The sequence below is a fragment of the Alteromonas gracilis genome, from assembly GCF_043642145.1.
Lineage (GTDB): Bacteria > Pseudomonadota > Gammaproteobacteria > Enterobacterales > Alteromonadaceae > Alteromonas > Alteromonas gracilis_B.
In genome coordinates, this window is sequence record NZ_JBHZRZ010000001.1 from 693,629 (window position 1) to 714,591 (window position 20,963).

Genomic DNA, 20,963 nt, shown 5'->3' on the forward strand with positions numbered 1-20,963 from the left:
CTCGCTTATCCTATGTTTTCAACCACCTTATTTACTCACCATCAGATGGCACCTATGCTGAAACGGTTTATTCCCCACCTCATTCTTTTGTTAAGCGGTGCAAGCTTAACGCTCGCCTTTGCACCTTTTAATATGTGGCTTTTAACCATTCCTGCTTTTGCACTTGCTATTCGCCAGGTAATGAAGCTAAAGCATCGCCCTTTTCTTGCTGGCTGGCTATTTGGCGCTGGCTGGTTTGGTGCTGGTATAAGCTGGGTGCACGTAAGCATTGCTAACTTCGGCGGAATGCCGCTTATTGCCTCTATTGGCATTATGGCGCTATTGTGTGGCTATCTAGCGCTTTACCCTGCTCTTGCCACCAAACTCACCGCCAAGTATTTTTCACCGCATTTGTGGCCTTTAGCTTTGCCCCTTTTCTGGGTAACAGCTGAGTGGCTAAGAAGCTGGATGCTTAGCGGCTTTCCATGGCTTTCATTAGGCTATAGTCAGCTAGACAGCCCGCTGTCAGGTTTTGCACCTATTATTGGTGAAACGGGAATCAGCGCGCTTATCGTAATAAGCGCTACCCTTTTTGCGCTGGTGCACAATAAGCGAACCCTTGCTAACGCAACATTGGTTGCGGTTTGCCTATTTACCAGTGGTTACCTATTGAAGCAACACACGTGGGTTACGCCAAAGGCAACGTATTCTGTTGGCATGGCGCAAGGTAATATTGCGCAAAGTTTACGATGGGTTCCAGAGCAAGATGGCCCCACCATGGACACCTACTGGGCATTAACCGAGAGCTTATGGGATAACGACCTCATTATTTGGCCGGAAGCCGCGGTTCCAAAGCTAGAGCCATTAGCCCAACCCTATCTTGCAAAGGTAAACGAAAGAGCCTTTCAAGAAAACACAGCCCTAATCACTGGTATTGTTAATTACAACTGGGAAACCGACGAAGCTTGGAATAACCTTATCGTGCTTGGTAAGCGCACGCCAGATGCAGCTTATCCCGACTACCAGTACTTCCACAACAATCGATTTTCCAAACATCACCTATTGCCTGTAGGTGAATTCGTGCCTTTCGAAGACTGGCTTCGCCCGCTGGCTCCTTTGTTTGATTTGCCTATGTCATCGTTCTCTCGTGGCGATTATCAGCAGACAAACCTCGAAGCTAATGGTATTCGCCTTGCCCCTGCAATCTGTTTTGAAATTGCCTTTCCTCACCAGGTCATGGCGAATGTTTATGAAGAAACCGATATGATTATTACGGTAAGTAACGACGCCTGGTTTGGCCGCTCGCATGGGCCAGCCCAACACTTGCAAATTGCACAAATGCGCGCGCTCGAATTAGGTCGCCCTGTTGTGCGTGCAACCAATAATGGTATCACCGCGTTCATCAATCATAAGGGTGAAGTGACTGCGCGACTTCCGCAATTCATTGAAGGTAATATAACGGCACCCGTCGTCGCAACCCGCGGGTTTACGCCATATTATCATCTGCAAGAGCTAGGGGTTTGGTTTATTGTTATCGCATTATTTTCATGTGCAATAATGATTAAAAGAAACCAACGCCAATCATCCTAAGCGTGTTGCGAGACAGCACGTGATGGTATCTCGCTGCTTTTTTGCTAATCACCAAATAAAAAAGCCCTCACTCGCTGGTATATCCATCGATTAAGGGCTTTTCAGTTTCTACTTCTTGTTGCCTTCACTGCGCTAGTAAATAACCAGAACACGTAAGACAGTTACTAATTACAACAGCGTTTAACCTTATGCGTTTCCTGCTGCTTGAATAGCGGTAAGCGCAATAGTAAACACGATGTCATCTACCAAGGCACCGCGACTTAAGTCGTTTACTGGCTTTCTCATGCCTTGCAACATTGGACCAATACACACTAAATCAAAACTACGCTGTACCGCTTTGTACGTTGTGTTGCCGGTATTAAGGTCTGGGAACACAAATACGTTTGCCTTTCCTGCTACTGGGCTATTAGGCGCTTTGCTCTTGCCTACGCTTTCGATAGCCGCTGCATCGTACTGTAGCGGCCCATCAATAAGTAAATCGGGGCGTAAACGCTTGGCAATTTCGGTTGCTTCACGTACTTTCTCTACGTCAGTTCCCGCACCCGATGATCCGGTGCTATAGCTAATCATTGCCACGCGCGGCTCAATGCCGAACATTTGTGCAGACTCAGCTGACTGTATCGCAATGTCGGCTAACTGCTGAGCGTTAGGGTCTGGGTTAATCGCGCAGTCACCATAAACCAGCACTTGGTCAGGCAGAAGCATAAAGAACACCGAAGACACCAATGATGCATTTTCAGCGGTTTTAATTAGCTGCAAGGCCGGACGAATAGTATTAGCCGTGGTATTAACTGCGCCTGACACTAACCCGTCTACATCGTCTTGTTGAAGCATCATTGTGCCCAATGTTACGTTGTCATCAAGTAGTTCATTGGCGACCACTTCAGTAACACCTTTGTGACCGCGCAGAGCTACCAAGCCATCTACGTAATCATTCTTAATAGCGCTTGGCGATAAAATTTCTACGCCTTCGCTTAGTACAACGCCCTGTTGCTCTGCCACGCGTCTTATCTCGGTTTCATCACCAAGTAGCACAGGTCTGGCCAAGCCGCGTTTAGCACAAATTGATGCAGCGACAACCGTTCTAGGTTCGTTCCCTTCTGGAAGCACAATGCGTTTGTTGACTTGCCTTGCACGATTGGTAAGGTAAAAACGGAATGCCGATGGAGACAGTTTTTTCTGTCGAGACACTTTTTCTGTGAGTGAATTAACCCAATTTGCATCAAGACTTTCTGCAGTATGCACCATGACTTTTTCAATGCGCTGACTGTCATCAACCGGCACTTCTTGGTTAAAGGCATTTAGTGCTTGAGCAGTCTGCCACGTATTCGAGCTCACTAGCATAACAGGTAGACCTGTTTCCATGGCCTGACTGCATAGCGCCATAATGTTTTCATCTGGCTGATATCCACCAGTCAGAAGAAGCGCACCTAACTTGGTTCCATTTAGGGCCGCTAAGCAGCACGATACAAACACATCGCCTCGGTCGCCCGACATCACCAACAGTGCTCCGGGCTTAAGCGTATGGGTCATATTGTGAATTTCTCTGGCGCAGAACGTGACACTGCTTAATCGGCGTTCCGCCAACTCGCCTTCATTTAAAAGCGTTGCATGTAAATGCTCGGCAACATCGGTGGCGCGAGGAGAAACCAACTCTGCACTCCAATCAATTGTGCCCAGTAAGCTCAACCCTTTTTTGAAAATAGGCAAATCGCGTAACGCCTGAGTACGGGCTTCGTCATGCTCAGGCGCTTCTATCGCCCCCATGTCGGCGCGAATTCGACCATGATCATCTAGCGGCGCGTTAACTTTATTGAAAATACAGCCCACGACTTTCTGGCTTTTGTGGCCGCCGTATGTGTCGACCACAATCTCTAAACGGTGATTAATGTCGGTGGTGGAATCGTTTCCGGGCACCGTCACAAAAACTATATCGGCATCTAATGCTCGACTAATTTCTAAGTTTAAACGCTCAGCGTAAGGGTGATGACGTGTGGTTACCAAACCTTCTATAACCGTCACAGCCTCTTGTACACTGTGCTCTTCAAATCGCTCAATGATTTCTTCTAAAAGCTCATCAGTACTGTCGTTGCTAATCATTCGCTCTACATATTCAAGCTCGAAGGGCGTAATTGGTGAAACGCTGGCGTGGTGAGCAATAATGGCGGTAGAGCGTTCTTCACCATTATCACCTTTTCGCGGCTGCGCCACTGGCTTGAAAAAGTTAAGCTTAATTCCCTGCTCTTCTATTGCCCTAACAAGGCCCATGCTGACCGTTGTTAGGCCCACACTGGTGCCAACGGGGATCAACATAATTCTGCGAGACATATCTACTCCTGCTATTTGCTAACGCGTTGCAATTGCAAATTCAATTTACGCAAAGGTGGCAGCTTCTGCTGCAATTACCCACTCTTCGTTTGTAGGCACTACGTAAACAGCGCTTGATGCCGTTTCAGTAGAAATTTTCCCACCCTTTCCAAATCGTGCTTCTAGGTTCTTTTGCTCGTCTAGTGTAATGCCAAAGTGGGCAAAATAGTCCATTGTGGTTTCGCGAATAAGCGATGAGTTTTCACCTATGCCGCCAGTAAACACAATGGCATCTAACGTAGGTACGGCTACCATGTAACCGGCAATGTACTTGGCTAAGCGATAGCAAAAGATTTCAATTGCAAGTAAGGCACCTTCGTGACCTTCAAGAGCCGCATCTTCTAGAGTTCTGCAATCGTTACTTAGTTCAGAAATACCCAATAAACCAGACTCTTTGTTCAGTAAATCACTGATTTCATCAGCGGTTTTGCCCAGTTTTTTCTGCAATGTTCCAGGTAGGCTTGGGTCTAAATCACCACATCGCGTTCCCATAACCAAACCTTCAAGAGGAATAAAACCAAGGCTGGTGTCGACAGCTTGCCCTTTTTCGATAGCCGACACACTGCAACCATTACCTAAGTGAGCGCTGATGATGCTTGTGTCCGATACGGGCTTGTTAAGCATTTTTGCCATGCTATCAAGAATAAACTTGTGGCTGGTGCCGTGAAAGCCATAGCGTCTAATACCATGCTCACGATAGAGCGACATAGGCAGTGCATAAATAAATGCTTTTTGAGGCAAGGTTTGAAAGAAAGAGGTGTCGAATACTACCACGTGCGGTAAGTCTGGATACGCAGCCTGTGCGGTAACAATACCCTTTAAATTGGCCATATTATGCAGCGGTGCCATGCTTGCGTAGTCTTCAATAGCTTCAAGAACGCTTTCATCAACAAGTGCAGCTTGTTTGAATTTTTCACCACCGTGCACGACCCTGTGACCAATAGCAATGGGCTGTACACCTGTTCCAGCAATAACCTTCGAAATTGCCTCAAGGGCTTCGGTATGGCTCGCTTTTTCAGGCAGTGATAGCTTCTCTTTTTTACCATTGAGCTTGTAAGACAAGCTTGCATCACTATTACCCAACGCTTCTGCAATGCCTGAGAGACCAGCTTCGCCAGTTTCAGCATCAATTATCGCGAACTTTACGGAAGAACTTCCGCAGTTTAGTACTATTACGTCTTTCTTCATGTTTAAATTTTTACAAATAATATGGAAAACAATTCGTTAAAACTAATTGTAGCATTTATAAACAGTTGGATTGGTTAAACAATTGCTAAATGTTTTATAAAAAGTATCGAATACGCTCACTGCCTCTTTGCTTTAAAACATAAAACACGTGTTCATCGTTTTCGCAAATATGTCTTTAGTCTTTTTTTTAAAAAATAACCGATAAAAATCATACAGTTAAAAATTAATTAGAAAAATATTCACTTTTTTAGCTTGAAAAGCGATTGGTGTATTCCTATATAGAATTTGTCGGCGCTGAAAGGTCAGGTCGGCAAAACCGCCGCCGCAATGTCGGGGCATTTAAACTTTAAACATATTGCTTAATTTTGAGGATATGACTATGCGTACTATCGATCTATCTCCACTTTACCGTTCATTCATTGGCTCTGATCATCTTGCATCATTAATCGATGCAGCATCGCGAGCTGAAAAGCAAAGTACTTACCCGCCGTATAACATCGAGTTGCTTGGCGATGACAAATATCGCGTTACTATGGCAATAGCGGGCTTCAGCAAAGACGACGTGTCAATTCAGGTTGAGGAAAACACACTCACCATCACCGGCACTAAGAAAGCTGAAGGGGAAGATAAGGAAAGTAAAGAACGTAAGTTCTTACATAAAGGCATCTCAGAGCGTAACTTTGAGCGTAAATTCCAACTTGGCGACCATGTAAAAGTGTTGGCAGCTGATATGGAAAACGGCCTATTACATATCGATATGGAGCGAGTCATTCCTGAAGCCAAGAAGCCTCGTCAAATAGAGATTGGCTCTCGTTTAATCGAGAACTAAAACTTAACATTCTTGGTTTGTTTCCCAACTTTTAGCGGCGCCTTTCGGCGCCGTTTTTTTTCGCTATAGAGATGAGTGGTGCCTTCTACAATTCACATGCATAACATCAAATAAAGCCTTTAAGCATTGCTAGGCCAACTGCATTGCACGTGCTGGCATCTTTAATTTCACCAGTTACAATTTTACGTTTTAGTTCGCTTAGACTAATCTCCACCACGCGCAAGTCTTCTTCTTCAACATCTAGTTTTTGTGCACCTTGGGTTAGCCCTTTCGCAACATAGATATGGTAGCCTTGATTGCAAAACCCATACGCTAAATATTGAAACCCTACATACTCCATTGTCTGTGCACTCAAGCCTGTTTCCTCTTCAAGCTCTCCTTTTGCAAGTGCTACGGGGTCAGCATCAGGGTTGGCCTCCCAAGCACCTTGAGGGAGCTCTAACTGACGCTGCTTAATCGTGTAGCGATATTGCTCAACCATATAAACCGTATCGCCTTCGATAGGTAAAATAATGGCGAAGTCAGGCTTTTCAACAACCCCATAAATTCCCTCATTACCACTGCTTCGACGAATTTTGTCTTCCCTTACGCGCAGCCACTTGTTTTCGTACACCACTTTTGTATCAAGCGTCTCGATCTCAGCCATCATTCTCACTTTACGTCTTGTTCACTATAAATATTAACCTCAAGCTTTAATATGCCTCAATCGGCTTTAAAGCCATCAATTGTTCGTTGCAATAACTGATTGTTTTGCTGCATTTCGTCTGACAATTCAGATAATTTTTGCGCTATTTGGAGTTCATGGCTTGCAGCCTCCTCTACCGAAACCACGTCTTTGGCAACCTCTTGAGTGGTTACAGATTGCTGCTCTGCAGCAGACGACATATTATTAGCCATTAGCTCAAGCTGGCTTGCCGCTTCTTTCACTTTTTCTGCGGTTTGTCGCCCTTCGCTTGTCGTACTCATCGATGCCTCGATAGACTCCACATTTTTATTTATATCGTTGACCACAACAACACTTGCATCTTTTAGGCTCACCAAAAGTGTTGAAATTTTATCAGACGACTCTCTACTGCTTTGCGCTAGTTTGCGAACTTCATCAGCGACCACCGCAAACCCTCTACCATGTTCTCCCGCCCTAGCTGCTTCAATGGCCGCATTCAATGCAAGTAAATTGGTTTGATCGGAAAGCGTATTAATGGTTTCTAAAATGATGCCAATTTCGCTAACTTTTAACTCCATTTGCGCCGCATTAGATTGAACATTGCGAATATCGTTAGATAATACCGCCATACTATTACGAATATTGTCGTTGGCCGCCAATGATTGATCGGCTAAGCGGTCTAAACTTTGGCTAGCATTTAGAGTGTCTAGCGAGGAGTTAGCGATTTCTTGACTCGTTGCCGCTACTTCTTCAATTGCAGATGCAATATTGGCAGTAAGCTGCTGCGTGCTTCCCGCATCGCTAAGCATTTCACTACTCGATGTTTCTAATTTGTTTGAAAGCCGAGTACTTGTGCTAATTGACTGCCCCAGTCCTCGCACTAAATCGCGAAGGGCTAAAATTGTGGTATTCACTGACCGAGATATTTCACCAAGCTCGTTGCTGGTACTCATAGAAACGTCAATTGTGAGATCGCCTTTTTGCGCAATTTTATCTAGATTCGAAACAAGTACGGTTAGTTGACCGGTGATGATACCTATTAACACTTTATAAATTAAAGCGATAAACAAGGTTACTGTAATGATGATGATAACAATAGTAATTAGCGAAGCTTTCGAATCGCTTGCATTTTCGTTAGCGCCCTTTTGAGCATTTTCAAATACGGCCGCGAGAACATCAGCTATTTGTCCAATCTGATCGGTTGCCAAGCTAAACCAATTATTGCTAGAGGGTAAGGACGAAAAGGACGGGTCAGTTTCCACAACACGTGCCGATATCGATTCTACCTGACGAGCGCTTTGCGAATTCATGGCGCTTTCAAATTGATTTCTCAACGTCTCTTCCAACCCTAGTGTTAGTCTTTGTGCTAGGTAGGCAACGTCATTTGAATACATAGTAATTTCGTTGCTTACACTTTGACTGATGCTACGCTTTGCTAAGACCGCGTTTATCTTTCCTCTTCGTTGCCCCAACCTTTCTTTGAGTTCAGCCAATGACAGGCCTTGAAGTAGCTGCCGTTTGGCATTTTGATCATTAACAAGAATAACTAACGCGTTAGCAGCGCCTAGCGCTTTTTTATTGAGGTCACTGTAAAATGAGAAGGCACTCCCACCATTCAGCTCGTCAACACTGTTTCGAACCCTTGGTTTTTCTTTCTCTGCGTCAAAAAGCGGAATTAGAAGGCTTTCTACATCTAGTTCCTCGGGCCATTCTTGGTTAACCAAGGAATGTAGCGTCTCAAAGGCTTCATCGGCATTTTTTCGCTGCGACAGAACTTTCTGCCTTGCTTCAGGGCTCGGGTTACCCAAGAAGCCTGCTGTAAGGCCACGTTCCACGGCGTGATGATGAGCAACTCTTTCAGCAGCGTTTACTAACGAAACTAATTGTTTATCTTGTTCAGCTTCTTTCATAGATAAAACAAGCTGGCTGATATCTTTGAATGCAAGAAATGCAATTGAAAGAAACAATGTTCCCGTTCCTATCAGTGTAAGTTGAACCACAGAAAGTCTACTAAAAATTGTCACAGTGTTGGCCTCTATCCCATTTGGAAAGTCGAGTATGAAACCTGACATTTCCAATTATTTTCCTTATTTAAAAGACAGTTAAATAGGCGTGGCGACAGCCCATTCAATAGGAAGTATAGGCGGCATTAAAAATGATGTAGGACTTTTATACTATCAATAAGTACAAGATTAGGAGCGAATTACTTGAAAGGGAGAAGCTATTCAACGCTCAGCAACACAATTGTGTCGAACAACAAGCACAAAATTGGAAACGAGAGAACGAAAAGTGCCAGCAGCGAACGCCGCTGGCAAGAGAAATTAAATGTATTCTACTTCGATGATTTCAACTTCAACCGCACCTGATGGCGTTTGAATAGTTACCATATCATCAAGCTCTTTGCCTATAAGGCCGCGAGCAATGGGTGAATTTACTGAAATTAGGTTGTTTTTGATATCCGCTTCGTCATCGCCCACGATGCGATAAGTGGTTTCTTCGTCGGTATCGACATTTAAAATGGTAACCGTGGTGCCAAAGATGACCTTACCCGTGTTTTCCATTTTTGTTACGTCGATAATTTGCGCGTTTGAAAGTTTGCCTTCAATGTCTTGAATACGACCTTCACAGAAACTTTGCTGTTCGCGGGCCGCATGATATTCAGCGTTTTCTTTCAAGTCACCATGCTCACGTGCTTCGGCAATAGACTCGATAATACGTGGGCGTGTTTTAGTTTTTAGCTCGTTTAGTTCGTCACGCAGCATTTGAGCGCCGCGCGCTGTCATTGGATACTGACTCATGAATACAGTCTCGCTCAACTAGTAGTTTAAACAGAAAAGTGCGCCGCGAAGGCGCACTTTTTATTCGTTCACACAAATGTAATAGAGTAAGGATACCTCGTATCCTTACTTATGTCATTAGTGTTTAAGTCTTGCGTGTAGTTCTTGAACTGACGCGACTTTATTGCGGTCGTCGGCAGACTTCGCGCGAATAGTAGCAAACGCTGCGTTCATTGTAGTCGTGTAAGTCACTTTATTTAGCAGTGCTTCGCGACGAATGTACACAGAGTCAGTAATCGCTTGGCGGCCTTCCGTAGTATTAACCAAATAAGCGTATTCGCCGTTTTTGATTGCATCTACAATGTTAGGGCGGCCCTCTGACATTTTGTTTACCACAGTACTCATTATGCCCGCATCGTAAAGCTCAGTCGCAGTACCGCGTGTCGCCTCAATACTGAAACCGGCTTCAACCAATGCTTTCGCTAGTTCAATCATCCGAGGCTTATCGTTATCACGAACAGAGATAAGCGCTTTCCCTTCCTTAGGCAGTGGCGCACCTGCACCTAAGTTGGCTTTGGCATATGCTTCTTCAAACGTATCACCTACACCCATCACTTCACCTGTTGAGCGCATTTCAGGGCCTAACAGTGGGTCAACACCTTGGAACTTAGCAAACGGAAGTACCACTTCTTTTACCGAGTAGAAAGGTGGAATAACTTCTTCAGTGACACCCTGCTCCGCCAGGCTAACGCCTGCCATTGCACGTGCTGCTACTTTCGCAAGCGGAACGCCAGTGGCTTTCGATACAAACGGAACCGTACGCGCTGCACGAGGGTTAACCTCGATAAGGTACACTTCGCCGTCTTTAATCGCGAACTGCGTATTCATCAAACCCACTACACCAAGTTCAAGGGCCATCGCGCGCACTTGCTCGCGCATCACATCTTGAATCTCTTTAGATAGCGAGTGTGGAGGCAATGAACACGCAGAGTCACCAGAGTGAACACCCGCTTGTTCAATGTGTTCCATAATGCCGCCTATCACTACGTCTTTACCGTCGCAGATAGCGTCGATATCAACTTCAATGGCATCATCAAGGAAGCGATCTAGCAAGACTGGCGCGTCGTTAGACACTTTCACCGCTTCGTTTAGGTAACGCTTAAGGTCTTTAATGTCGTATACGATTTCCATCGCACGACCACCTAGTACGTAGCTTGGGCGAACCACCAGCGGGAAGCCAATCTCCTCGGCCATAGCTAGGGCTTGCTCAACGTTGGTAACCGTAGCATTAGCAGGTTGCTTAAGGTTAAGCTTGTTAACCATTTGCTGGAAACGCTCACGGTCTTCAGCACGGTCAATCGCTTCAGGCGATGTACCCATAATTGGTACGCCAGCCGCTTCTAGTGCACGTGCTAGTTTAAGTGGGGTTTGACCACCGTATTGCACGATGACGCCTTTAGGCTTCTCTTTCTCAACAATTTCTAACACATCTTCAAGCGTCACTGGCTCGAAATACAGGCGGTCAGACGTGTCGTAGTCAGTTGACACCGTTTCAGGGTTACAGTTGACCATAATGGTCTCGTAACCGTCGTCACGCATTGAAAGCGCTGCGTGAACACAGCAGTAATCGAACTCAATGCCTTGACCGATACGGTTTGGACCACCGCCCAATACCATGATCTTATCTTTATCCGTTGGCGCAGCTTCACACTCTTCATCATACGTTGAGTACATATAGGCAGTGCTTGTTGAGAATTCTGCCGCACAAGTATCTACGCGCTTGTATACTGGAGAGATACCAAAACCACGACGGGTTTCACGAATATCGCTTTCTGCTACTTTGGTTAGCTCGGCAAGACGCGCATCTGAGAAACCTTTACGCTTAAGTGCACGCATAAAGTCAGCATCGATACCTGGTAAACCAAGCTCTGCTACTTTCGCTTCAAGAAGAATAAGATCTTCAAGCTGTACAAGGTACCAGCGGTCAATATTGGTAAGGTTAAATACCTCTTCAACCGTCATGCCCATGCGGAATGCATCGCCGATGTACCAAATACGCTCTGCGCCTGGCTGACGAAGTTCGTACACCACTTTATTTCGAGACTCAGGGTCTTCAAGGTCAACCATTGGGTTTAAGCCATTAGCACCTACCTCTAGGCCGCGAAGGGCTTTTTGTAGTGACTCTTGCTGATTACGACCAATTGCCATCACCTCGCCCACCGACTTCATTTGCGTCGTTAGACGGTCATTTGCACCGGCGAACTTTTCAAAGTTAAAGCGTGGAATTTTAGTCACTACGTAGTCGATTGACGGCTCGAAAGAGGCTGGCGTTAAACCACCTGTGATGTCATTCGCCAATTCATCTAACGTGTAACCTACCGCAAGTTTCGCTGCTACTTTTGCAATTGGGAAGCCAGTCGCTTTAGAAGCAAGCGCTGATGAACGCGATACACGCGGGTTCATCTCGATGATAACCATGCGGCCTGTTTTAGGGTCAACACCAAACTGTACGTTTGAACCACCGGTTTCAACGCCAATTTCACGCAGCACAGCCATAGCTGCATTACGCATAATTTGGAATTCTTTGTCAGTTAACGTTTGCGCTGGCGCTACGGTAATCGAATCACCCGTGTGCACACCCATTGGGTCGAAGTTTTCGATAGTACATACAATAATGCAGTTATCTGCTTTATCACGTACTACTTCCATTTCATACTCTTTCCAACCTAGCAACGACTCGTCAATAAGAAGCTCATTAGTAGGAGAAAGGTCTAAGCCGCGGTGACAAATTTCGTTAAACTCGTCGATGTTGTACGCAATACCACCGCCGGTTCCACCCATAGTAAAAGACGGACGAATAATACAAGGGAAGCCGATTCGGCTTAATACATCGTGCGCTTCATCCATGCTGTGCGCAATTTCCGCGCGAGGACACTCAAGGCCAATGTTTTTCATTGCCTTGTCGAAACGCTCGCGGTTTTCTGCTTTATCGATAGCATCTGCCGTTGCACCGATAAGCTCACAACCGAACTCTTCTAAAACGCCGTGCTTGTCTAGCTCTAGCGCACAGTTCAGTGCAGTTTGGCCACCCATAGTAGGTAGAATGGCATCTGGACGCTCTTTTTCGATAATTTTGCGTACAACTTCCCAATGAATTGGCTCAATGTATGTGGCATCTGCCATTTCAGGGTCGGTCATGATGGTTGCTGGGTTAGAGTTAACCAAAATAACACGGTAGCCTTCTTCGCGAAGGGCTTTACACGCTTGCGCGCCTGAATAGTCGAATTCACAAGCCTGGCCGATAACAATAGGGCCAGCACCAATGATAAGAATACTTTTTATGTCGGTACGTTTTGGCATAGCGGGCTAATTCCTACTGCTTGTGTTGTTCAATAAGTTCAATGAAGTGGTCGAAAAGCGGTGCCGCTTCATGAGGACCCGGACTCGCTTCAGGGTGCCCCTGGAAACTGAACGCAGGCTTGTCGGTGCGATGAATACCTTGCAACGACTTGTCGAACAACGAAATGTGAGTTACTTCTAGGTTATCTGGCAAACTAGACTCATCGACAGCAAAACCGTGGTTTTGGCTGGTGATCATAACTACATTGCGCTTAAGGTCTTTAACCGGGTGGTTTGCACCGTGGTGACCGAATTTCATCTTCACTGTTTTCGCACCACTTGCAATAGCAAGTAGCTGGTGCCCTAGACAGATTCCGAAAACCGGTGTACCCGTTTCAACGATAGTTTTAATTGCAGTGACCGCGTAGTCACATGGCTCAGGATCACCTGGTCCATTTGATAGGAATACGCCATCAGGGTTCATGGCAAGTACGTCTTCAGCAGGCGTTTGTGCAGGCACCAAGGTTACTTTACAACCGCGGTCAGCTAGCATGCGAAGAATGTTGTTTTTAACGCCGTAGTCATAAGCAACAACATGGTACTTAGTTTCGCTTGGCGTTACATAGCCTTTGCCAAGTTCCCAGCTGCCTTCAGTCCATGTCTTTGGCTCAGTAATGCTTACTACTTTTGCCAAATCCATGCCTTTTAGGCCAGGGAAAGCTTTTGCTTGCGCTAGTGCGCTAGACTCGTCTAATTCATCAGAACAAATAATGCAGCCATTTTGTGCACCTTTGTCTCGCAAGATACGCGTTAAGCGACGTGTATCAATGTCGGCAATACCCACAACGCCTTTCGCTTTGAGGTATTCAGACAAAGTTTGCTGTTGACGAAAGTTACTAGCAACAAGTGGTAGGTCACGGATGATCAGACCTTTCGACCAGATTTTATCTGCTTCGACGTCTTCTTCGTTAGTGCCGGTGTTGCCAATGTGTGGATAAGTAAGGGTGATGAGTTGTTCAGCGTAGGATGGGTCGGTGAGAATTTCTTGATAGCCGGTCATGGAAGTATTAAAAACGACTTCCCCAACGGCGGAGCCTGTAGCGCCTATCGCCGTACCTTTAAAAACAGAACCATCCTCTAACACCAAAAGGGCAGAATTAGCCAAGTCAACCTCCAGATTAAGGATAACTATGTGTTTGTGCAGTTTTCTGCACAAACCCCACAAAAAACGGGAGTTATTGAAAACAATACATCCCGCTTTACGATCTTTGCAGCTAATAAAACCGCACTCTTCAGCCGTTTCTGCGGCCTCAGAATACGAAATTCTGGCAAATTCCGGCGAGTATACATTAATGACCGAAAATGGCAAATTTATTTGTGATAATTTACAAAAATAACGCTTATACCGCTATTTTTGCACAGAACTTCTGAAAGTATGACTTATTGGTCAAGAAAAATGCAACTTTACTTTAACAACTTAAAAACGCATTCACGTTACGCCGCTACTCGGTACTTGCAAGCCGATTAAAAGCACTACAGCTTTAATTCAAGAACATCAACCATTGAGTATAGACCAGGTTCTTTATCGCACAACCACTTTGCGGCATGCACTGCACCTTTTGCGAAAGTCAGGCGACTTGACGCTTTATGCGTTATCTCTAGGCGCTCGCCAATATCAGCAAACAATGCGGTGTGTTCACCTACAATATCCCCTGCCCTTATGGTGGCAAAACCAATTGCACCTTGGTCTCTTTCTGGCTCTTTCCCTTCGCGACCGTATACGGCGCACGTCTTTAAGTCTCGGCCTAGCTCATCGGCAATGGCTTCACCAATTGCCATGGCTGTGCCTGATGGCGCATCTTGCTTGAATCTGTGATGGGCCTCAGTAATTTCAATATCTGCCGTTTCTCCAAGTACGCAGGCGGCCTGGCGCACCAATGACAACATTAGGTTTACGCCAACACTGTAGTTTGCAGCGAAAACTATAGGAATGTGTTTTGCGGCGTTATCAAGCGCAGCAAGTTGTGCATCATTGAGGCCAGTAGTACCAATAACAACAGGCATATTATTTTTAACACACCACGCTAAATTGCTTTCGATAACAGAAGGCAACGTAAAGTCGATCATTACATCTGCATCGTCTTTACGAAGCGTGGATAGCGCAGAACAATCGATCGCTTTTTTACCAATTCCGGCAAGTTCACCGACGTTAAGCCCTACCCAAGGGGAATCATCACGAACTGTCGCCACACTAAGCTCTGCGTCATCATTTAAATCGAGCGCTTCAACAAGTACTCGCCCCATGCGTCCGTTGGCGCCAAACAATCCTACTTTCATTCTACATTTTTCACTTTTATAGACCTTCAACTAGCAAGCATTTTGCCAAATGCCGTCACTATTGCAATGTCAGATTAATATTAAATACGCATAATTAGGAACTCCCTAGGGCCAATACGATAGACGCGATTGTTTGTAGACTAAAACCCTGTGAAATTTAGGTGTTTCTCTACTGAAATATTACGCATATATAAAAAAGGGCAAGAATTCAGCCTTACTTAGCATTATGCGGTGGTTAAGGATTGGGACAAATAGAGGCTTTATGCCGCTGGGCATACTTGTTTTATCTAGCGAGTTAAGCGACGCTAGCAGCATAACAACGTAAAACTACAATATTTTGTAAAACATCATGCAGAAAATTCTTGTTTGGGACTTACCCACCCGCCTTTTTCACTGGTTACTAGTAGCCAGTTTTTTAGCGCAATATGCAACGGCAAAATGGCTTGATAATGCAGTTCAATGGCATTTTTACATTGGATATTTCACATTATTTCTTTTAGTTTTTAGGCTGATATGGGGGTTCGTTGGAACGCAACACGCCAAGTTTAGCAGCTTTATCACTGGCCCCGGTCGAGTCATTAGTTATATAAAAACCTTATTTCGCCGGGATTCAGTGCCGGCTATTGGGCACAATCCGCTAGGTGGTTGGTTTGTCGTCATTATGCTGGTACTGTTATTTGTGCAAGCCGTCTCTGGATTATTTATGACTGACGATATTTTCTTGGATGGTCCTTATCGTCAATTAGCCAGTGACGCTGTGCTAGAAATGATGAACTCTCTACATCACCGCGCGTTTGATATATTGCTTTATGTGATTGCACTTCATATTGGCGCAATCGTATTTTACAGCGTATACAAAAAGCAGAAGTTGGTTCCAGCAATGGTGCACGGAAACAAGGTATCAAAAAGCGTAGGTATCTCCGACTCGCGTATTCTTCGCGCTGTTTTGGTCGCATTAGTGGCAGCAGTTTTGGTTTATGTTGCCATCGAGATCTATCCGCCTGCCCCACAAGTCGATGAATACTATTACTAAATAAAAAGCTGCCTTTTAACTTTCAGTATTTAACATTTCGTTTAAGTCGCTGCTGTTGCTGGCAGCGACTCACCTTCTAGTGAAATTAAACCGCACTTGGTGCATTCACCAGCCCTTTATCTCTCATCAACGACTCAATTTCTCGCACGCTCGATGGGTCATCTATTGTAGATGGTACGGCCACTGATTCGTTGGCGGCAATTTGACGCAGTAACTTCCGCAGTATCTTTCCTGACCGCGTCTTTGGTAAACGGTTTACCACTATAGCTCGTTTGAAACATGCTACCGGACCTATGGTATCTCGAACTCGTTGCACTAGCGCTTTCTCTAATTCATTTTCATCAACGGTTACGCCATCTTTTAGTAACACTAGGCCTACTGGCAGTTGCCCTTTAAGCGAATCGTTAACTCCTATCACGCTACACTCAGCAATGTCGGGATGTGCTGCGAGCACTTCTTCCATCTCGCCTGTTGATAAACGATGACCAGCTACATTAATAACATCATCGGTACGCCCCATTATAAACACGTAGCCGTCTTCATCTATATAGCCGTTGTCACCCGTACTGTAATAACCTTCAAACTCTCTAAGATAACCATCAACGAACCGCTGATGATCTTGCCAAATCGTTGTTAAACATCCTGGTGGGAGCGGTAACTTAATAGCAATGGCACCTTTTTCACCTTCGCTTTGTTCTTCATTGCCACTTTTAAGCACTTTGACATTGAACCCTGGTGTTGGAACACTCGAAGAGCCAGGTTTAGGCTGCATTGGCTCTAAACCCATTGGGTTAGAGCAAATAGGCCAGCCTGTTTCTGTTTGCCACCAGTGATCGATAACTGGCACACCAACCTTTTCACTCGTCCAATAATACGTTGGAGGGTCTAGTCGCTCGCCCGCCATAAATACGGTGCGTAAACTCGATGTGTCGTGTTGGCTTAAGAAGATTGCGTCGGGATCTGCCTTTCTTATTGCACGAAATGCCGTAGGCGCAGCAAAAAGTACATTAATATTATGAGCTTCAACCATGCGCCAAAATGCACCTGCATCAGGAGTACCAATCGGCTTTCCTTCGTACAGAACCGTGGTTGCGCCTTTAAGCAGTGGCCCGTACACAATATAGGAATGACCCACAACCCAACCTACATCAGATGCAGCCCAAAATACGTCTTGTTCACTTATTCCGTAAATAGCACTCATTGAGTAATGAAGCGCGACAGCATGTCCACCATTATCTCTCACTACGCCTTTAGGCTTGCCGGTTGTACCTGACGTATACAGAATATATAAGGGGTCGGTCGCTTCTACTTCAACCGGCGCAGCAGGTTGGCTTGATTCAACTAGCGCTTGCCAATCGTAGTCACACTCACCATTTAACGTAACTTCAAGTTGTGGTCGTTGAAATAACACACACGCATGTGGTTTATGCTGTGAAATTTCCATTGCTTCATCTACTAAAGGCTTATACGGCAATACCTTGCTACCCTCTATTCCACATGAAGCGGTTACAATTACTTTGGGCTTTGCATCATCTATTCGTACAGCAAGCTCTTTAGCTGCAAACCCACCAAATACTACAGAGTGCACTGCGCCAAGTCGGGCACAAGCAAGCATCGCAATGACAGCTTGGGGGATCATTGGCATATAAATGATAACGCGATCGCCCTTTGACACACCTAATTGAGATAAACCTCCAGCAAAGCGTGCTACATGTGAGAGCAGCTCGCTGTAAGTAAAGTGTTGAGTGGTTTGTGTAACGGGCGAGTCGTATATCACTGCTGTTTTATCACCACGACCATTTTGAACATGGTGGTCTAACGCGAGGTAACACGTATTAAGTTTTCCTCCCCTAAACCAGTCGTAATAGCCATTATCGGTTCTTTCACAACCTTGTTCCGGCACTTGAAACCACGTAATTTTACGTGCTTGTGCTAGCCAAAATTCGTCGGGACGTTCAATTGAGGCAATGTATTCGTTTTTATAAGTCATAACCATTTCCTACGTAGGGTTTTTATTCACCCTACTGCAGTTCAACGAGATCTGCTTATAAGACTTCAGGCGTAGACCAGCTAACATTATGATTTATTTTAATTTAAAGATTGTAGAGCATGCCCTTTTAGTTTTCAGAGATCGCTGCTCACTTCTCAGGCACAGTGGCTAATCTTGCGACTGAGAAATCTTATGACGCCAGTCTTCAACGTTCATTGGTTTATCTAAGTAGAAACCTTGAAATGCACTGCAACCACAAGCCTTAGCTTGATCTAACTGTCCTGTGGTTTCAATGCCCTCTGCAACCGTATTTAGATGAAGTGCCTTTGCCATGTTGCAGATGCTGGTGACCAATAGTGTTTTTTGTTGCGATCCTTCCAACGCCTCAATAAAAACTCTATCTACCTTGAGCTCTGTAATGGGCAAGTCTTGCAGATAATTCAAATTGGAATTACCCAAGCCGAAGTCGTCTATAGATAAGCTAAAGCCTTGTTCGGCCAATTCTCGAACACGACATTGAATTATACTTACACCTCTTATTAAAGCGCCTTCAGTAAGCTCTAATGTTAAATCTCTGTGCGAAACGCGCCATCGGTTTACGATGGCCACAAATTTACTTACAAAGTCAGCCCGCGCTAAATGCTTTGCGCTAATGTTGACCGACAATTTCGTTTTTACCTGCAGCGACTGACATTCACTAAGAAGCTTGCAGGCTTCATTACACACCCAGAGTCCAAGCTCAGCTATAAAATCATTTTCTTCAGCGATAGGAATAAACTCGGCAGGGTTGACCACACCCAAATACGGGTGCTTCCACCTTAGTAGCACCTCAGAGCTGACAACCTTGTTTTTTATATCGTATTGGGGCTGCAATTCAACAAATAGCTCGCTATTTGATATCGCTCTACTGAGCGAGTGCTTGATGTAGTTATAGCGCTCGATGTCACTCGCATTTATGTGAAAATACTCATGTTCGTGTGAGCCATGTTGATTGTCCTTTAACTCTCTCAACGGCTTTCTGGATAAAAGCTCTCTTATCTTTTTGAAAGTAAAGTGCTTCACAGGGACTGTACAGCTGATGGTTTGTGTTTCTATATTCAATAAACTGTTATGTAAAGTAATAGGAACTAGAACGTGATCTTTAAGAAGTTGTGCACATTCTTCTGCCGCCGTTAACGACTGACTCTCTTCATAAAAGTACTGATGTAGGTGAATATAAAACGTCCCTCTGTCACATTTGAAAATACTTGCATCACTTTCTTTCTTCACCTCAAAAACCCGAGTAAACCGGCTGGCTAATATACGTAATATATAGTCGATTGTTGGTTCGCCGAAAGCATCTTCATATTCCTTTACGTTGTGAATAGCCATTCGAAAAAACACAGAGTAAGGTTTAACCGATTTAGTGTCTTTCGCTTTTTCGCTTAGGTAGCATTCGAATTGATGCAAATTTGGAAGGCCGGTAACAAGGTCAGTTAACGCAAGTTGCTTGAAATGTTCAATTTCGTAATGCTGAACCGAAACATCGCGTATTGTTGCAACGATTAACTTTTGTTTGTGCACTGTGCACTGGGATAAATGAACTTCGCAGGCGATACGTTTACCGTTTTTGTGGCGCAGACATTCGTTCACAACGCCACTTTCACTACAAAGCTGCACGCCTAACTCTAAATTTAGAAAGCTGGACGGAGCATTACTATTTTGCACTTTAGTTGCAATGAGCTTTATATCCTGCCCAATCAATTCATCTGGAGCGAAGCCTAGTATGCCTGTCACACGGTCATTAGCCGCTAAGATAGTGCCATTTTCGTCAATGCTCAACACGACACTGTCTACATTGTCTAGTAAGGTTGCGAGGTAGTCAGTGTAGTTATGTTGTGAATCAGAAAGTCGTTGTATTTCAGTCTCATCTTGAGCCACGCCATATAAACGCGATAGTTTTAGACCGTTAACGCTCTCACGCCGAGCTTGCACAAACACGGTAAGCTTAATGTTCTTTTTTCGACCCTGCTTGTCTTGAAAGTATATGTGTTTTACAAACTGCCTACTATTTTTAAGTGCCTTAAATACGCTGTATTTAAGGCTGTTCCTAACCGAAGGCGTAAGCATTTCCAATACGTCTTGTAGGCTTACGCTTTTGGCTCGGGGCACCCCCATAAGCGTTTTCATGACTTCAGTGAGTGAAACTACACCAGTAAACCTGTCTATCTGCCACGCACCGACTTTAGATATTGAACTGACCTCCTCTAACAGGGCTAACTGCTCTGATAACTTGTCTGAATAAGGATGCCGAGCCAATTCATATTGGTAATTTACTTCTACTTTCTGGCGCAAAATATCTATCAATGAATGTTGTTGTGCATTCAGCACGTTGTTCTTAACAATAATTAAAACAACGCCCATCACCTCGCTTTGCATATCGCGAACAGTTGCCACCACGACATAGTTATCATTATGTTGTTGAAGCGGTGGCGGAAATACGAAGTCGCGACCAGGTATTGGCGCACTCAAAGGGGTTAGAGGGAGCATAAGTAAAACATGAGATGGGAACACTATGCTTTCAGCTTCAAGTGATTGATGGCTTGAGTCAGACGAAACGATTGTTGCGCGACCATTATTCGGGTTTACCGAAGCCAGTAGCATACAAAGCGACTCGGTTTTTGTCCTACTTTCATTAAACAACACAGAAATGTTCTGCTGGGTCATGCGCAATGTTGACAGCATGCGTTCACTACGTAAATCCATCTAAGCGAAACCTTATGGTAACTCATCGAACTCAGCATAAACGAAAGCAAACACGGCACGAAAAAGGAAGCACTAGCGCGGTGTTTTTGAGAGCTTGCTGATATTTACTGTTTCATTTAATGGCA

General features: G+C 44.8%; 13 protein-coding genes. 3 read left to right on the forward strand and 10 right to left on the reverse strand.

Annotated features, from left to right (window positions below; translation table 11 throughout):
- Positions 1 to 54: 54 nt before the first annotated feature.
- Positions 55 to 1,569, forward strand: a complete 1,515-nt coding sequence (lnt, locus tag ACHUFN_RS02995; RefSeq protein ID WP_394220824.1) for an apolipoprotein N-acyltransferase — start codon at positions 55 to 57, stop codon at positions 1,567 to 1,569.
- A gap of 186 nt (positions 1,570 to 1,755) precedes the next feature.
- On the opposite strand, the gene pta is transcribed toward lnt, so the two are convergent.
- Positions 1,756 to 3,897, reverse strand: coding sequence for a phosphate acetyltransferase (pta, locus tag ACHUFN_RS03000; protein WP_394220825.1), 2,142 nt, complete (start codon positions 3,895 to 3,897; stop codon positions 1,756 to 1,758).
- 45 nt (positions 3,898 to 3,942) lie between these two features.
- Complete coding sequence (locus tag ACHUFN_RS03005) at positions 3,943 to 5,124, reverse strand: acetate kinase (protein WP_394220826.1); 1,182 nt, start codon at positions 5,122 to 5,124, stop codon at positions 3,943 to 3,945.
- 379 nt (positions 5,125 to 5,503) lie between these two features.
- Here ACHUFN_RS03005 and ACHUFN_RS03010 point away from each other — a divergent pair, with 379 nt between their 5' ends.
- The gene (locus ACHUFN_RS03010) at positions 5,504 to 5,953 is read left to right on the forward strand and encodes an Hsp20 family protein (RefSeq protein ID WP_394220827.1); all 450 of its coding nucleotides are present in this window, start codon (positions 5,504 to 5,506) and stop codon (positions 5,951 to 5,953) included.
- 106 nt (positions 5,954 to 6,059) lie between these two features.
- On the opposite strand, the gene ACHUFN_RS03015 is transcribed toward ACHUFN_RS03010, so the two are convergent.
- The 6 genes from ACHUFN_RS03015 to dapB all read right to left on the reverse strand — a co-directional run bounded on the left by ACHUFN_RS03015 (position 6,060) and on the right by dapB (position 15,070).
- Complete coding sequence (locus tag ACHUFN_RS03015; protein ID WP_394221036.1) at positions 6,060 to 6,599, reverse strand: NUDIX domain-containing protein; 540 nt, start codon at positions 6,597 to 6,599, stop codon at positions 6,060 to 6,062.
- 56 nt (positions 6,600 to 6,655) lie between these two features.
- Positions 6,656 to 8,689: a methyl-accepting chemotaxis protein gene (locus tag ACHUFN_RS03020; protein ID WP_394220828.1), complete on the reverse strand. Its 2,034-nt coding sequence runs from the start codon at positions 8,687 to 8,689 to the stop codon at positions 6,656 to 6,658.
- A 249-nt stretch (positions 8,690 to 8,938) separates the two neighbouring features.
- The gene (gene greA / locus ACHUFN_RS03025; protein ID WP_394220829.1) at positions 8,939 to 9,415 is read right to left on the reverse strand and encodes a transcription elongation factor GreA; all 477 of its coding nucleotides are present in this window, start codon (positions 9,413 to 9,415) and stop codon (positions 8,939 to 8,941) included.
- A gap of 117 nt (positions 9,416 to 9,532) precedes the next feature.
- Positions 9,533 to 12,754, reverse strand: coding sequence for a carbamoyl-phosphate synthase large subunit (carB, locus tag ACHUFN_RS03030; RefSeq protein WP_394220830.1), 3,222 nt, complete (start codon positions 12,752 to 12,754; stop codon positions 9,533 to 9,535).
- A 13-nt stretch (positions 12,755 to 12,767) separates the two neighbouring features.
- Positions 12,768 to 13,898, reverse strand: coding sequence for a glutamine-hydrolyzing carbamoyl-phosphate synthase small subunit (carA, locus tag ACHUFN_RS03035; protein ID WP_394220831.1), 1,131 nt, complete (start codon positions 13,896 to 13,898; stop codon positions 12,768 to 12,770).
- 368 nt (positions 13,899 to 14,266) lie between these two features.
- A complete protein-coding gene (gene dapB / locus ACHUFN_RS03040; RefSeq protein ID WP_394220832.1) occupies positions 14,267 to 15,070 on the reverse strand; it encodes a 4-hydroxy-tetrahydrodipicolinate reductase in 804 nt (267 codons plus the stop codon).
- 349 nt (positions 15,071 to 15,419) lie between these two features.
- Here dapB and ACHUFN_RS03045 point away from each other — a divergent pair, with 349 nt between their 5' ends.
- Positions 15,420 to 16,103, forward strand: a complete 684-nt coding sequence (locus ACHUFN_RS03045; RefSeq protein ID WP_394220833.1) for a cytochrome b/b6 domain-containing protein — start codon at positions 15,420 to 15,422, stop codon at positions 16,101 to 16,103.
- 85 nt (positions 16,104 to 16,188) lie between these two features.
- Here ACHUFN_RS03045 and ACHUFN_RS03050 read toward each other — a convergent pair whose 3' ends face one another.
- Together ACHUFN_RS03050 and ACHUFN_RS03055 are read right to left on the reverse strand one after the other, a co-directional pair.
- Entirely contained in the window at positions 16,189 to 18,093 is a 1,905-nt protein-coding gene (locus tag ACHUFN_RS03050; RefSeq protein WP_394220834.1) for a propionyl-CoA synthetase, read from the reverse strand.
- A 168-nt stretch (positions 18,094 to 18,261) separates the two neighbouring features.
- On the reverse strand, positions 18,262 to 20,838 hold the full coding sequence (locus ACHUFN_RS03055) for a bifunctional diguanylate cyclase/phosphodiesterase (RefSeq protein ID WP_394220835.1): 2,577 nt from the start codon (positions 20,836 to 20,838) through the stop codon (positions 18,262 to 18,264).
- Between the last annotated feature and the right edge of the window lie 125 nt (positions 20,839 to 20,963).